This window comes from Enterobacter sp. 4974935, from assembly GCF_058661735.1.
In genome coordinates this window covers 3,694,034-3,709,076 of record NZ_JBZWGT010000003.1, presented here as the reverse complement: position 1 = coordinate 3,709,076, position 15,043 = coordinate 3,694,034, and the positions used below count along the sequence as shown (strand labels likewise).

The following is a 15,043-nucleotide window of genomic DNA, read 5'->3' as shown; positions in this document are numbered from 1 at the left end:
CGGAGCTGTCTTTACCCTCTCCCCCGTGGGGAGAGGGCAGGGTGAGGGGGAACAAACCACTCAGAACTCAACCACCACTTTCCCACGCATATGCCCCTCTAGCACCATGCGGTGCGCTTCGGTAATGCTTTCCACGCTCAGCCCGTGCAGCGTTTCGCTGAGCGAGCTTTCCACCACGCCGTTATCCACCAGCTTCGCCACCTCATTTAAAATCTCGCCCTGGCGCGCCATATCCGCGGTCTGGTACATGCTGCGGGTGTACATAAATTCCCAGTGCAGGGCGGCAGATTTGGACTTCAGCTTGTCCTGGTTTAGCGGATGCGCATTTTCAACGATGGAACAAATGTGTCCCTGAGGGGCAATCAGATCGCTGACCGCATCCCAGTGCCCGTCGGTGTCGTTGAGGATAAAAATGTAATCCACAAAGGTGAGCCCCTGTTTCGCCAGTTCACCCTTCAGGTCGCGGTAATTTACGACAACGTCAGCCCCGCGATCGCGACACCACCGGCCGGAATCTTCTCGTGAGGCGGTTGCGACGATCTTCACCTTGCTGTTGTGCTTCGCAAACGGGATCGCCAGCGATCCGACTCCACCCGCGCCGCCAATTATCAGCAGCGTTTTATCTGCGTCGGCATCCTGAATCTTCAGCCGTTCAAACAGGCCTTCCCACGCGGTGAGCGCCGTCAGCGGCAGTGCTGCCGCAGAGGCCCAGCCAAGGTTTGCAGGCTTGTGCCCGACAATGCGCGCATCGATAAGCTGGTGCGTGGTATTGCTGCCCGGTCGGGTGATATCCCCCGCGTACCATACTTCGTCACCCGGTTTGAATCCGGTGACGCCAGGCCCGACGGCTTTGACGATCCCGCTGGCATCCCACCCGAGAATGCGCGGCTCCTTCAGCCCGCTTTTAGCAATGCCTGCATGTACCTTGGTGTCCACCGGGTTTACGGAGACGGCTTTCACCTCCACCAGCAGATCGTACTCGCCGGGCTGCGGCATCGGCGGGATGATTTCAACGAAGGTGGAGGGATTTTCTGGGTTAACGGCAATGGCTTTAACAGACATGGTGTTCTCCTCAATGAATGCGTTGTGTTGAGGCTAGTCTATTAAGTGGTCAGCTGCATGATAAGATGGACAATCAAGAACTCAGCGTTCGTACAGGGTGAACAATCATGTTTAAACAGCTACAGGATATGGCGCTGTTTGCGCTGGTGGCTGAGATGGGCAGCTTTACTGCGGCGGCGCAGAAGGCTGAACTGCCGAAATCCAGCGTCAGCCAGCGCATTAGCCAGCTGGAGCAGCAGGTGGGGATCCGCCTGCTTAACCGCACGACGCGCAGAATAAGCCTGACGTTTGCGGGCGAGCACTATCTGGTGCACTGCCGCGAGATGCTGGCGGCCAGCGAGCGCGCGGAGTATGCCATTCAGCGGCTGCGAGAAAACCCCAGCGGACGGCTGAGGATCACCTGTCCGGCAGGGATTGGCGCGACGCTGCTGGCGCATATGAATGCCGAGTTCCAGCTTCGCTACCCTGACGTGTCGCTGGATGTATCAATTTCAGACGATGTGGTGGATCTGGTCGAGTCGGGCTTTGACGTGGCGCTGCGCACCGGCAAACCGCAGGATTCTTCCCTGATTGGCCGCATGATTGGGCACTGTCCGCGCTACATGCTGGCCTCGCCTGACTATCTGGCACGTCGGGCGCCGTTAATCCATCCACGACAGCTGGTGGATCACCGCTGCATTACGCACCGGGCATGGTCGGAGTGGCTTCTGCGAAGCGAGAGTGTGGATTACCGCTACCTGCCGGATAACGCCCACATGACGGATAACCTGGTGTACGCCCGAGAATGCGCCATTGCCGGGGCGGGGATCACGCTGTTACCCGCATTCCTGCTGGAAGATAAAATCGAAAAGGGCGCGCTGGTAAAGGTGCTACCGGAGTGGCGCGTTGAGGGGAACGATCTTTGGCTGGCCTATCCGAGCCGTAAGCTCAATTCGCCTGCGCTGATGAGCTATATCGACTTTGCGATGCAGTTTGATGAGGTGAAGCGGTATTACGTGGGCAAATAAAAAAGCCGGGTGGCGGCTTCGCCTTACCCGGCCTACACACTGTGCGGCCTGATGCCCTCACTCTGGCCCCCTCACGGGGAGAGGGAACAAACATAAAAAACGGCAACCGAAGTTGCCGTTTTGCTTTTATTTCGCAATACGCTTGTACTTAATACGCTTCGGCTCCAGCGCGTCTGCGCCCAGCGTGCGTTTCTTGTACTCTTCGTATTCGGTGAAGTTACCTTCGAAGAACTCCACTTTACCTTCGTCCTGGTAGTCCAGAATGTGGGTTGCGATACGGTCAAGGAACCAGCGGTCGTGCGAGATAACCATGGCGCAGCCCGGGAATTCCAGCAGGGCGTTTTCCAGCGCGCGCAGGGTTTCGATGTCCAGGTCGTTGGTAGGTTCATCGAGCAGCAGAACGTTGCCGCCAACCTGAAGCAGCTTCGCCAGGTGCAGACGACCACGCTCACCGCCAGACAGCTCGCCCACGCGTTTGCCCTGGTCGGTGCCCTTGAAGTTAAAGCGGCCAACATAGGCGCGGCTTGGCATCTCGGTGTTGCCGATACGCATGATATCCAGACCGCCGGAGACTTCTTCCCACACGGTTTTGCTGTTGTCCATCGCGTCACGGAACTGGTCAACGGAGGCCAGCTTCACGGTCTCACCCAGGGTGATAGAGCCGCTGTCAGGCTGTTCCTGACCGGACATCATGCGGAACAGGGTGGATTTACCCGCGCCGTTCGGACCGATGATGCCGACGATAGCGCCTTTCGGTACGGAGAAGGTCAGATCGTCGATCAGCAGGCGGTCGCCGTATGACTTACGCAGGTTGGTCACTTCAACCACTTTATCCCCCAGACGTGCTCCAGGCGGGATAAACAGTTCGTTGGTTTCGTTACGCTTCTGGTATTCGGTGTTGTTCAGCTCTTCGAAGCGTGCCAGACGGGCTTTGCCCTTGGACTGACGGCCTTTCGCGCCCTGGCGAACCCACTCCAGCTCTTTCTCAATAGACTTACGGCGCGCCGCTTCCTGAGACGCTTCCTGCGCCAGACGCTGATCTTTCTGCTCCAGCCAGGAAGAGTAGTTGCCTTCCCACGGAATCCCTTCACCGCGGTCCAGCTCCAGGATCCAGCCCGCCACGTTGTCGAGGAAGTAGCGGTCGTGGGTAATTGCCACCACGGTGCCTTCGAAGTCGTGCAGGAAGCGTTCCAGCCACGCCACGGATTCCGCATCCAGGTGGTTGGTCGGTTCGTCGAGCAGCAGCATGTCTGGTTTTTCCAGCAGCAGGCGGCATAGCGCCACGCGGCGGCGTTCACCACCGGAGAGATTCGCGATTTTCGCATCCCAGTCCGGCAGACGCAGGGCATCTGCCGCGCGCTCCAGCTGCACGTTCAGGTTGTGACCGTCGTGCGCCTGGATAATCTCTTCAAATTTGCCTTGCTGAGCGGCCAGTTTGTCGAAGTCCGCATCCGGCTCGGCGTATTTGGCATACACTTCATCCAGACCTTTCAGGGCGTTAACCACTTCGGATACCGCTTCTTCAACGGATTCACGCACGGTGTGTTCCGGGTTCAGCTGAGGTTCCTGCGGCAGGTAGCCGATCTTGATGCCAGGCTGCGGACGGGCTTCACCTTCGATGTCTGTATCGATGCCGGCCATGATGCGCAGCAGGGTGGACTTACCGGCACCGTTGAGACCCAGAACACCGATTTTTGCGCCCGGGAAAAAGCTCAGCGAGATATTTTTAAGAATATGACGTTTCGGCGGGACAACTTTGCCGACACGATGCATGGTATAAACGAATTGAGCCACGTTGGACTTCGCCTCTTTTATCGTGATGAGAATGAATTTCAGCCTCGAAGTGTAGCCTTTTTCACGCCCTAATCCCAGCCAGGAACGTCGGGAGTGTTAAAACGCGCAAGAAAGGTAAAAAAGTGTCCATGACGTGGCGCGTTGTGGGATGCCTGGTTAGCATAAGTTGAGGTAACTTTAACGTGGCAAGACGCTGCAACTGACGAAAAACAATGAGGAAGAGCTTGTGGAAAAAGCCAAACGGGTGGTCTGGCGTCTGCTGGCTGCCAGCGTATGCGTAATGGCGGTAAGCCAGGCGGTGCATGCCGATTCACTGGATGAACAACGTAACCGCTATGCCCAGATTAAGCAGGCATGGGACAACAAGCAGATGGATACCGTGCAGGCGCTGATGCCGACGCTGAAGGATTATCCGCTGTATCCGTATCTGGAGTATCGTCAGATCACTGATGATCTCATGAATCAACCGACCGTCACCGTAAATAACTTCATTCAGGCGAACCCGACACTGCCGCCTGCGCGCACCCTGAAGTCACGGTTTGTGAACGAGCTGGCCCGTCGCGAAGACTGGCGCGGCCTGCTGGCTTTCAGCCCGGATAAGCCGGGCGCGACGGAAGCGCAGTGTAATTACTATTATGCGAAATGGGCGACCGGTCAGCAGGAGGAAGCCTGGACCGGCGCGAAAGAGCTGTGGTTGACGGGCAAAAGCCAGCCAAACGCCTGTGACCCGCTGTTCAGCGCCTGGCGCGCCTCGGGCAAGCAGGATCCGCTCTCTTACCTGGAACGTATTCGCCTGGCGATGAAGGCCGGTAACACCCGGCTGGTCACCGTGCTGGCGGGCCAGATGCCCGCGGATTATCAGACCATTGCCTCTGCCGTTATCAGTCTGGCAAACGATCCCAATACCGTGCTGACGTTTGCGCGTACCACCGGCGCGACCGATTTTACCCGCCAGATGGCGGCGGTGGCCTTTTCCAGCGTGGCGCGTGAGGATGTGGAAAACGCCCGGCTGATGATCCCGCAGCTGGTGCAGGCCCAGCAGCTTAATGACGATCAAACCCAGGAACTGCGCGATATTGTGGCATGGCGACTGATGGGAACAGATGTCACCGACGAACAGGCGCGCTGGCGTGACGACGCGGTAATGCGTTCAAACTCTGTCTCGCTGGTGGAGCGTCGCGTGCGCATGGCGCTGGGAACGGGCGATCGTCGTGGCCTCAATACCTGGCTGGCGCGCCTGCCGATGGATGCTAAAGAGAAAGATGAATGGCGTTACTGGCAGGCGGACCTGCTGCTGGAGCGTGGTCGTGAAGACGAAGCCAAAGCGATCCTCCACTCCCTGATGCAGCAGCGCGGCTTCTACCCGATGGCGGCGGCGCAGCGTTTGGGCGAGGAGTACACCCTGAAGATCGACAAAGCGCCAGCCAACGCGAACCCGGCGCTGACGCAGGGTCCGGAAATGGCGCGCGTGCGCGAGCTGATGTACTGGAATCTGGATAATACCGCGCGCAGCGAATGGGCCAACCTGGTCACCAGCCGTACCACCGACGAGAAGGCGCAGCTTGCCCGCTATGCGTTTGATAATCGCTGGTGGGATCTGAGCGTGCAGGCGACGATCGCCGGCAAGCTGTGGGATCATCTCGAAGAGCGTTTCCCGCTGGCTTATAAGGATCTGTTCGATCGCTACACCAGCGGCAAAGATATTCCGCAAAGCTACGCGATGGCCATTGCCCGTCAGGAAAGCGCCTGGAACCCGAAAGTGCGTTCGCCGGTGGGGGCCAGCGGCCTGATGCAAATTATGCCGGGCACCGCGACGCACACGGTGAAGATGTTTAATATCCCAGGCTACAGCAGCCCGTCCCAGCTGCTGGATCCGGAGACCAACATCAACATCGGTACCAGCTACTTGCAGTACGTCTATCAGCAGTTCGGTAATAACCGTATCTTCGCGTCAGCGGCGTACAACGCCGGGCCAGGCCGCGTGCGGACATGGCTTGGTAACAGCGCAGGGCGACTCGACGCCGTGGCGTTCGTCGAGAGCATTCCGTTCTCGGAAACGCGCGGATATGTGAAGAACGTGCTGGCGTATGACGCCTACTATCGGCACTTCATGGGGGAGAAAGATGCCCTGATGAGCGATGCCGAGTGGCAGAGACGTTACTGATCGGCGTGGGTTGTGTTATGCTGTACTCGCTAATGAGTACAAGAGGCAGCATAACATGACCCAGCATTCCCCGTATTCCTCGGCCATGGCCGAACAGCGTCATCAGGAGTGGCTTCGTTTTGTGGAGTTGCTCCGCCAGTCTTACGACAAAGATCTGCATTTACCCTTGCTACAGCTGATGCTGACGCCAGACGAGCGTGAAGCGCTGGGTACACGGGTACGCATTATTGAGGAACTGCTGCGTGGCGAAATGAGCCAGCGTGAACTGAAAAACGAGCTGGGCGCGGGCATCGCGACGATTACCCGGGGTTCAAACAGCCTGAAGTCGGCGCCGGTTGAACTGCGTCAGTGGCTTGAAGCGGTATTGCTGAAAAACGCCGGATGACGGCTTCGCCTTATCCGGCCTACAAACTTAACGATAAATCGCGTTATGGAACGGACTTAACGCCAGAATAACGGCCTGGTGGTAAACGCTCGAACGGGTGAGCTTGCCCGCGGTAAAGACGCCAATCGCCCCCTCTTTACGACCAATCTCATCAATGCCGGTGTAGTGCGACATTACCGGCCCCAGCGCCTCACCCGCGCGGACTTTCTCCAGTATGACCTCCGGCAGCGGCAGCGTGGCTGAACGCGCTTCGCCGCGCTGCTCGCGGCTTTCGATGACAACCCAGCTGAAGGTCGCCCCTTCGTCGATACCTGCTTCAATCGCGACCCAGAAGTCAGCATCTGGCGCGGCGGCTTTTGCATTCGCCACGCGATTTCGTGCGCCAGCGCGTGTTTCCTCGCTGCCAAACGGCTGTTCCGGCACACCGCTCTCGACGCCGACGGCGTCAATATGGCAGGATCCTTCGCCGAAGATCTCTTCAAATGCCCTTAGAATTGCCTGAATTTTGGCAGGATTGGTGGTAGCAGAGACAACATGGTGCATAATTAAGCTCGATTTAAAAAATTCATCGCAGTATAACGGAAAAAAAGCATGTTACAGGTATACCTTGTTCGCCACGGTGAAACGCAGTGGAACGCCGAGCGACGTATTCAAGGCCAGTCAGACAGTCCTCTCACCGACAAAGGTGTGCAGCAAGCGTGGCAGGTGGCGGAGCGCGCCAGAACGCTGGGTATCACTCACGTCATCTCCAGTGATTTAGGCCGCACGCAGCAGACGGCACGCATCATCGCCGATGCCTGTGGCTGCGACGTGACCCTTGAACCGCGCCTGCGCGAGCTGGATATGGGCGTGCTGGAAAAACGCCCTATCGATACGCTGACGGAAACCGAAGAAGGCTGGCGTCGCACGCTGGTGAACGGCACTGAAGATGGTCGCATCCCTGAGGGGGAATCCATGCAGGAGCTGAGCGTGCGCATGCATGCCGCGCTGGCCGAGTGCCTGAAACTCCCGGCAGGTAGCCGACCGCTGCTGGTGAGCCACGGTATCGCGCTGGGTTGCCTGGTGAGTACCATTCTGGGGCTGCCAGCTTACGCCGAACGCCGTTTGCGTCTGCGCAACTGTTCCATTTCCCGTATCGACTATCAGGAAAGTGCCTGGCTGGCATCGGGGTGGGTGGTTGAGATGGCAGGGGACATTTCGCATCTTGATGCCCCTGCACTGGATGAGTTGCAGCGTTAACGACGTACCGGAATCAGGAATTCCATACGCAGATTGATAGGGCCTTCTTCCGGTTTTGCATCTTGCGCCGGATAGTAGCGCTCAATGTCCTGACCTTTACGGCGATTCAGATTCAGCATCGGCATGCAGGTCCCGTAAACGGTCAGGATGAACTCCTGAACGCCCGTTCCTAACCCTTCGTATGAGAACATCACATACTCGCCGCCTTCCAGCACGACAGGCTTCGAGCCATGAATGTAACCGTTCGCCATGTCAGGCGTCAGCGCCGTGGTATAGAACACCTCCTGCTCGTCGTCTTTTTCCTGGCTGGGATGCGTTTCGTTCAGGCCATACAGAATCGGCGGGATCGCCGGAGCATGGCTTAAAAATTCGCGCCAGAACTGAACGCGCATCTGATGGCGGAACTCGGAGATCTGCTCCAGGGAACAGGAGTAGCTCTGCGTGGTGCCGACCAGGTGCGTTTCCGGCAGGGTGATGATTTCATATTTTGGCATCGCAAACTCGCCCAGACGCAGCGGCGGACGCATACCAAAGGAGCTCCAGTCCGGCGAGCGGCGATAAAGCGCTGGCGTTAACGAGAACTGTTTTTTAAAGGCGCGAGTGAAGGTTTGCTGTGAATCGAAGCGATATTGCAGGGCAATATCCAGGATTGGTCGCGCGGTCAGGCGCAACGCGACAGCAGACTTTGATAAACGACGTGCGCGAATATAGGCACCGATAGCATGACCGGTGACATCCTTGAACATCCTTTGCAGATGCCACTTGGAATAGCCTGCTTTTGCCGCCACATTATCCAGTGACAAAGGCTGGTCGAGATGACCTTCCAGCCAGGTGAGCAGGTCGCGAATAATTCCAGCCTGATCCATATACTATCCTCATCCTTAAAACTGCCGCAGGTGCCTGTTTACAGGTTAGCGGATAATAGCATTTTTTGACGTTTTAGCATTCAGTGTTTTTTTTGCGCATAAATGCTTTTTGTGGTGATTTAAATGCGGATATATTCTAATCCTGTGATCTTGCTACATTTTTATCTAACCTGTTGAATAATCGCTCAGCGTAATTTTTATGAATGGTAACAATATGAAATACAAGGTTTTAGTCTTTGCAGCACTGGCGCTGATGGCAGGGCGCGTGGCACAGGCGGAGCAAATTGGCTCCGTGGACACCGTGTTTAAAATGTTTGGGCCGGACCACAAAATTGTGGTGGAGGCCTTTGACGATCCGGACGTTAAAAACGTCACCTGCTATGTCAGCCGGGCGAAGACCGGCGGGATTAAAGGCGGCCTGGGGCTGGCTGAAGACACGTCTGACGCGGCCATCTCCTGCCAGCAGGTTGGTCCGGTGGAATTGAGTGACAAAATTAAAAACGGCAAAGCGCAGGGCGACGTTGTATTCCAGAAACGGACCTCGCTGGTGTTCAAAAAGCTACAGGTGGTCCGTTTTTATGACGCGAAGCGCAACACACTGGCTTATCTGGCTTATTCCGACAAAGTCGTGGAAGGCTCACCGAAAAACGCGATTAGCGCGGTGCCGATTATGCCGTGGCATTGATAAAAAAAACGGCGCAAAAGCGCCGTTTTTTACTGCGTGACGGGAGGATTACTCCTGGAGGTCACCGCAGAAACGATAGCCTTCACCATGGATCGTGGCGATGATTTCCGGCGTATCAGGCGTAGATTCGAAATGTTTACGAATACGACGGATGGTTACGTCAACGGTACGATCGTGTGGCTTCAACTCACGACCGGTCATTTTCTTCAGCAGTTCTGCACGGGACTGGATCTTGCCCGGGTTTTCGCAGAAGTGCAGCATCGCGCGGAATTCACTGCGCGGCAGTTTGTACTGCTCACCGTTCGGGCTAATCAGCGAACGGCTATTGATATCAAGTTCCCAGCCGTTGAATTTGTAGCTGTCGACGCTACGACGCTCTTCACTGACCGTACCCAGATTCATGGTGCGGGACAGCAGGTTGCGTGCACGAATGGTTAACTCGCGAGGGTTGAACGGCTTGGTGATGTAGTCATCCGCGCCGATTTCCAGACCAAGAATTTTATCAACCTCGTTGTCACGGCCTGTCAGGAACATCAACGCGACGTTCGCCTGTTCACGCAGTTCGCGCGCCAGAAGAAGCCCGTTTTTGCCCGGCAGATTGATATCCATAATCACCAGGTTGATATCATTTTCAGAAAGGATCTGATGCATCTCTGCGCCATCGGTCGCTTCAAAGACATCGTAGCCTTCTGCTTCGAAAATGCTCTTTAACGTGTTGCGTGTTACCAACTCGTCTTCAACGATAAGAATGTGCGGGGTCTGCATGTTTGCTACCTAAATTGCCAACTAAATCGAAACAGGAAGTACAAAAGTCCCTGACCTGCCTGATGCATGTCGCAAATTAACATGATCGGCTTAACGTGACTAAAGTACGTAATTGCGTTCTTGATGCACTTTCCATCAACGTCAACAACATCATTAGCTTGGTCGTGGGTACTTTCCCTTTGGACCCGACAGTGTCAAAAACGGCTGTCATCCTAACCATTTTAACAGCAACATAACAGGCTAAGTGACACCGGACACCCAATAAAACTACGCTTCGTTGACATATATCAAGTTCAATTGTAGCACGTTAACAGTTTGATGAAATCATCGTAGCTGAATGCTAGCCTTTGTCACAATTTTTCAATAAACCAACTAGTTGCGGACATTGATTGATAAACGGTACGAATCCAATCGGAAAAGAGTATTCATAAGGTCATTATCATTACAAAACATAAGGATAATGGACTTCTGTTAACATTCTAACTGATTGTTCAGCCACAAAATAGTTTAGCTTTTTTTAATTGTTATGAAACGCTATTTCGGTGATTTGTGTTGCAAAATTGTAAATTCGTGCTGCGTAATATGTTGAAGTGAATCACATTTTTACCTGCTAACTGATTAAAAAGAGAGCATAAATGCATCTGTCGATTGTGCTGGTGGCACCAGCAAGAGCTGAAAATATTGGCGCTGCGGCGCGTGCCATGAAGACCATGGGTTTTACCGATTTGCGTATCGTAGACAGCACGGCGCATCTGGAGCCTGCTGCGCGATGGGTGGCGCACGGTTCGGGTGATATTCTCGATAATATAACCACTTACGCTACGCTCGCTGAGGCACTGCACGATATTTCGTTTACCGTCGCGACGACCGCGCGCAGCCGGGCGAAGTTTCATTATTACGCCACGCCTGCTGAACTGGTGCCAATACTGGAAGAAAAAAGCCAGTGGCTGGAGAAAGCCGCGCTGGTGTTTGGGCGAGAAGATTCCGGGCTGACTAACGAAGAACTGGAACTGGCTGACGTCCTGACGGGCGCGCCGATGGTGGCGGATTATCCGTCACTCAATCTGGGGCAGGCGGTGATGGTGTACTGCTATCAATTAGCATCCTTAATACAAATTTCTCAGCCGCCAGCGTCAGTAACGGATGAAAACCAGCTGGCGGCGCTGCGTATTCGTGCAGATAAGCTTCTCGAGCAACTGGGCGTCGCTGACGATCAAAAAATGGTGGACTGGTTACAGCAGCGCCTGGGGCGTCTTGAACAGCGCGACACGGCAATGCTGCACCGATTGCTTCATGATATTGAAAAAAAATTAGCCGAGTAAAATAGTGTCATAGGTTTTTATTATGGCCGATCCTGCTGATGTCTGGGGTTGCATCTGGGGTATTCCGATGAAAATAAATCTGCACGCAGCGGGACGTGAGAATGTCCCGAATTGTGATCAAATTAAAAATTCATTGACTTAAGGTGTCCGATCCTTTAACCCTAAAAGAATAGAGCACAGACAGATAATAATGACAGAGTACACAACATCCATGAAACGCATCAGCATCACCACCATTACTACAACCATCATCATTACCACAGGTAACGATGCGGGCTGACGCGTACAGGAAAAACAGAAAAAAGCCCGCACCTGAACAGTGCGGGCTTTTTTTTCGGCTAAAGGAAATGAGGTAGAACCATGCGAGTGTTGAAGTTCGGCGGTACATCAGTGGCAAATGCAGAGCGTTTTCTGCGTGTTGCCGATATCCTGGAAAGTAACGCCAGGCAGGGGCAGGTTGCTACCGTGCTCTCTGCCCCGGCAAAAATCACGAACCACCTGGTGGCGATGATTGAAAAAACCATCGGTGGCCAGGATGCACTTCCGAACATCAGCGACGCCGAACGTATCTTCGCTGAACTGCTTCAGGGGCTGGCAGACGCCCAGCCTGGCTTCCCGCTGGCGCAGCTGAAAAGCACCGTGGAACTCGAATTTGCCCAAATTAAACACGTCCTTCACGGTATCAGCCTGCTGGGTCAATGCCCGGACAGCATCAACGCGGCGCTGATTTGCCGGGGTGAAAAACTCTCTATCGCCATCATGGCGGGCGTGCTGGAAGCGCGCGGTCACCACGTGACGGTCATCGATCCGGTTGAAAAACTGCTGGCTGTGGGACACTACCTTGAATCCACCGTCGACATTGCCGAGTCGACACGCCGCATTGCGGCGAGCAAAATCCCGTCTGACCACATGATCCTGATGGCAGGCTTCACCGCCGGTAACGAGAAGGGCGAACTGGTGGTGCTGGGGCGTAACGGCTCTGACTACTCCGCTGCCGTGCTGGCGGCCTGTTTACGTGCAGACTGTTGTGAGATCTGGACTGACGTTGATGGTGTATATACCTGTGACCCGCGCCAGGTGCCGGACGCCAGGCTGTTGAAGTCGATGTCGTACCAGGAAGCGATGGAGCTTTCCTACTTCGGCGCCAAAGTGCTTCACCCACGTACCATCTCCCCGATTGCCCAGTTCCAGATCCCTTGCCTGATTAAAAATACCGGTAATCCGCAGGCGCCGGGTACGCTGATTGGCGCCAGCGCTGATGAAGATGACCTGCCGGTAAAAGGCATTTCGAACCTTAATAACATGGCGATGTTCAGCGTCTCTGGCCCGGGTATGAAAGGTATGGTTGGCATGGCGGCACGCGTATTTGCGGCCATGTCCCGTAACGGGATCTCCGTGGTGCTGATCACGCAGTCTTCTTCCGAATACAGCATCAGCTTCTGCGTCCCGCAGGGCGATTGCCTGCGCGCCCGTCGCGCGCTGGAAGAAGAGTTCTACCTGGAGCTGAAAGAAGAGCTGCTGGAGCCGCTCTCTATTCAGGAGCGTCTGGCCGTGATCTCCGTGGTAGGCGACGGCATGCGCACCCTGCGCGGAATCTCCGCCAAATTCTTTGCCGCCCTGGCGCGGGCCAATATCAATATCGTGGCGATTGCCCAGGGCTCATCAGAGCGTTCAATTTCCGTTGTCGTGGATAACGATGACGCCACTACCGGCGTGCGCGTGGTGCATCAGATGCTGTTCAACACCGACCAGGTGATTGAGCTGTTCCTGGTGGGCGTCGGCGGCGTCGGCGGCGCGCTGCTGGAGCAGGTAAAGCGCCAGCAGGAGTGGCTTAAGAAGAAACATATCGATTTGCGCGTCTGCGGAATTGCGAACTCGAAAGCGTTGCTGACTAACGTCCACGGTCTGAACCTGGAAAACTGGCAGGCGGAACTGGAAGAGGCGAAAGAGCCGTTCAACCTGGGTCGTCTGATCCGTCTGGTGAAAGAGTATCACCTGCTTAACCCGGTGATCGTCGACTGTACCTCCAGCCAGGCTGTGGCCGATCAGTACGCGGATTTCCTGCGCGAAGGTTTCCATGTGGTGACGCCGAACAAAAAGGCCAACACCTCGTCGATGGATTACTATCACCAGCTGCGTCTGGCGGCGAGCAAGTCGCGCCGCAAGTTTCTGTATGACACCAACGTGGGCGCGGGCCTGCCGGTCATCGAGAACCTGCAAAACCTGCTGAACGCGGGCGACGAACTACAGCGTTTCTCCGGCATCCTCTCCGGCTCCCTGTCGTTTATCTTCGGCAAGCTGGACGAAGGGATGAGCCTGTCGGAAGCCACCCGCGCCGCGCGCGAGCTGGGCTACACCGAGCCGGATCCGCGCGACGACCTCTCCGGTATGGATGTGGCGCGTAAGCTGCTGATCCTGGTGCGCGAAACCGGCCGCGAGCTGGAGCTTTCGGATATCGTGATTGAGCCGGTGCTGCCAGCAGAATTTGATGACAGCGGCGACGTCAGCGCTTTTATGGCCAGGTTGCCGCAGCTTGACGACGCCTTTGCCGCCCGCGTTGCGAAAGCCCGTGATGAAGGTAAGGTATTGCGCTATGTTGGCAATATTGAAGAAGACGGCGTCTGCCGCGTGAAGATTGCCGAAGTGGATGGCAACGATCCGCTGTACAAGGTGAAAAACGGCGAGAACGCCCTGGCGTTCTACAGCCATTATTATCAGCCACTGCCGCTGGTACTTCGCGGCTATGGCGCAGGGAATGATGTGACGGCGGCGGGCGTGTTTGCCGATCTGCTGCGTACCCTGTCATGGAAGTTAGGAGTTTAAGATGGTTAAAGTATATGCCCCGGCTTCCAGCGCCAATATGAGCGTCGGATTTGACGTGCTGGGCGCGGCGGTTACGCCGGTGGATGGTTCGCTGCTGGGCGATACGGTAACGGTTGAGGCGGCAGAGCGCTTCAGCCTGAATAACGTCGGCCGTTTTGCCAGCAAGCTGCCGCCTGAACCGCGTGAGAATATCGTTTATCAGTGCTGGGAACGCTTCTGTCAGGAGATCGGTAAAAACGTGCCGGTCGCCATGACGCTGGAAAAGAGCATGCCGATTGGTTCGGGACTCGGCTCCAGCGCCTGCTCGGTGGTCGCCGCGCTGGTGGCGATGAATGAGCACTGCGGCAAGCCGCTGAACAACAGCCGCCTGCTGGCGCTGATGGGCGAGCTGGAAGGGCGCATCTCCGGCAGCATTCATTATGATAACGTGGCGCCGTGCTTCCTTGGCGGCATGCAGCTGATGATTGAAGAAAATGGCATCATCAGCCAGCAGGTGCCAGGGTTTGATGAGTGGCTGTGGGTGCTTGCCTATCCGGGCATTAAGGTTTCTACCGCCGAAGCGCGTGCGATCCTGCCGGCGCAGTATCGTCGTCAGGACTGTATCGCCCACGGGCGTCATCTGGCGGGCTTTATTCATGCCTGCTATACCCGACAGCCGCAGCTGGCGGCGAAACTGATGAAAGACGTTATTGCCGAGCCGTATCGCACGAAGCTGCTGCCGGGCTTTAACGAAGCGCGACAGGCATCCATGGATATCGGCGCACAGGCGTGCGGCATCTCCGGCTCCGGCCCAACGCTGTTCGCCTTATGCGACAAGCCAGACACCGCGCAGCGCGTGGCGGACTGGCTCTCTAAACACTACCTGCAAAATCAGGAAGGCTTTGTTCATATTTGCCGTCTGGACACGGCTGGCGCACGAGTACTGGGATAA

At 55.8% G+C, this 15,043-nt stretch carries 15 protein-coding genes and 1 other annotated feature; of the genes, 10 read left to right on the top strand and 5 right to left on the bottom strand.

The window, feature by feature from the left end; translation table 11 throughout:
* Positions 1-60: 60 nt before the first annotated feature.
* Positions 61-1,062 carry a zinc-binding alcohol dehydrogenase family protein gene (locus AC4OVS_RS18980; RefSeq protein WP_180243521.1) on the bottom strand — a complete coding sequence of 334 codons (1,002 nt, stop codon included), beginning with the start codon at positions 1,060-1,062 and terminating at the stop codon, positions 61-63.
* A gap of 107 nt (positions 1,063-1,169) precedes the next feature.
* On the opposite strand from AC4OVS_RS18980, the gene AC4OVS_RS18975 reads away from it, so the two are divergent.
* Complete coding sequence (locus AC4OVS_RS18975; RefSeq protein ID WP_199125676.1) at positions 1,170-2,069, top strand: LysR family transcriptional regulator; 900 nt, start codon at positions 1,170-1,172, stop codon at positions 2,067-2,069.
* Positions 2,070-2,195: 126 nt separating this feature from the next.
* Here AC4OVS_RS18975 and ettA read toward each other — a convergent pair whose 3' ends face one another.
* A complete protein-coding gene (gene ettA / locus AC4OVS_RS18970) occupies positions 2,196-3,863 on the bottom strand; it encodes an energy-dependent translational throttle protein EttA (protein ID WP_014882470.1) in 1,668 nt (555 codons plus the stop codon).
* 226 nt (positions 3,864-4,089) lie between these two features.
* On the opposite strand from ettA, the gene sltY reads away from it, so the two are divergent.
* Both sltY and trpR read left to right on the top strand, forming a co-directional pair.
* Positions 4,090-6,027 (top strand): murein transglycosylase, encoded by a 1,938-nt coding sequence (sltY, locus tag AC4OVS_RS18965; RefSeq protein WP_023305413.1) that lies wholly within the window; start codon positions 4,090-4,092, stop codon positions 6,025-6,027.
* 55 nt (positions 6,028-6,082) lie between these two features.
* Complete coding sequence (gene trpR / locus AC4OVS_RS18960; RefSeq protein ID WP_003856511.1) at positions 6,083-6,412, top strand: trp operon repressor; 330 nt, start codon at positions 6,083-6,085, stop codon at positions 6,410-6,412.
* Between the two features lie 27 nt (positions 6,413-6,439).
* On the opposite strand, the gene yjjX is transcribed toward trpR, so the two are convergent.
* Positions 6,440-6,955 carry an inosine/xanthosine triphosphatase gene (gene yjjX, locus AC4OVS_RS18955; protein ID WP_022646994.1) on the bottom strand — a complete coding sequence of 172 codons (516 nt, stop codon included), beginning with the start codon at positions 6,953-6,955 and terminating at the stop codon, positions 6,440-6,442.
* Between the two features lie 48 nt (positions 6,956-7,003).
* On the opposite strand from yjjX, the gene gpmB reads away from it, so the two are divergent.
* On the top strand, positions 7,004-7,651 hold the full coding sequence (gene gpmB, locus AC4OVS_RS18950) for a 2,3-diphosphoglycerate-dependent phosphoglycerate mutase GpmB (protein WP_006810187.1): 648 nt from the start codon (positions 7,004-7,006) through the stop codon (positions 7,649-7,651).
* On the opposite strand, the gene robA is transcribed toward gpmB, so the two are convergent.
* Positions 7,648-8,517 (bottom strand): MDR efflux pump AcrAB transcriptional activator RobA, encoded by an 870-nt coding sequence (gene robA, locus AC4OVS_RS18945; RefSeq protein ID WP_003856504.1) that lies wholly within the window; start codon positions 8,515-8,517, stop codon positions 7,648-7,650. The genes gpmB and robA overlap by 4 nt on opposite strands.
* 214 nt (positions 8,518-8,731) lie before the next feature.
* Between robA and creA the strand changes: the two genes are divergently transcribed.
* Positions 8,732-9,202, top strand: a complete 471-nt coding sequence (gene creA, locus AC4OVS_RS18940; protein WP_003856503.1) for a protein CreA — start codon at positions 8,732-8,734, stop codon at positions 9,200-9,202.
* A gap of 48 nt (positions 9,203-9,250) precedes the next feature.
* On the opposite strand, the gene arcA is transcribed toward creA, so the two are convergent.
* Positions 9,251-9,967: a two-component system response regulator ArcA gene (gene arcA, locus AC4OVS_RS18935; RefSeq protein ID WP_003856501.1), complete on the bottom strand. Its 717-nt coding sequence runs from the start codon at positions 9,965-9,967 to the stop codon at positions 9,251-9,253.
* 95 nt (positions 9,968-10,062) lie between these two features.
* Between arcA and yjjY the strand changes: the two genes are divergently transcribed.
* The 5 genes from yjjY (at position 10,063) to thrB (ending at position 15,043) form a co-directional block, all read left to right on the top strand.
* Positions 10,063-10,203: a YjjY family protein gene (gene yjjY / locus AC4OVS_RS18930; protein ID WP_001541509.1), complete on the top strand. Its 141-nt coding sequence runs from the start codon at positions 10,063-10,065 to the stop codon at positions 10,201-10,203.
* 399 nt (positions 10,204-10,602) lie between these two features.
* The gene (locus AC4OVS_RS18925; RefSeq protein WP_022646996.1) at positions 10,603-11,289 is read left to right on the top strand and encodes a tRNA/rRNA methyltransferase; all 687 of its coding nucleotides are present in this window, start codon (positions 10,603-10,605) and stop codon (positions 11,287-11,289) included.
* 211 nt (positions 11,290-11,500) lie between these two features.
* Positions 11,501-11,569: a thr operon leader peptide gene (thrL, locus tag AC4OVS_RS18920; RefSeq protein WP_015572623.1), complete on the top strand. Its 69-nt coding sequence runs from the start codon at positions 11,501-11,503 to the stop codon at positions 11,567-11,569.
* Positions 11,508-11,625: a sequence feature (Thr leader region), on the top strand. It overlaps the preceding gene by 62 nt.
* A gap of 24 nt (positions 11,626-11,649) precedes the next feature.
* A complete protein-coding gene (gene thrA / locus AC4OVS_RS18915; RefSeq protein WP_023305415.1) occupies positions 11,650-14,112 on the top strand; it encodes a bifunctional aspartate kinase/homoserine dehydrogenase I in 2,463 nt (820 codons plus the stop codon).
* Position 14,113: 1 nt separating this feature from the next.
* Positions 14,114-15,043, top strand: a complete 930-nt coding sequence (gene thrB, locus AC4OVS_RS18910) for a homoserine kinase (RefSeq protein ID WP_023299286.1) — start codon at positions 14,114-14,116, stop codon at positions 15,041-15,043.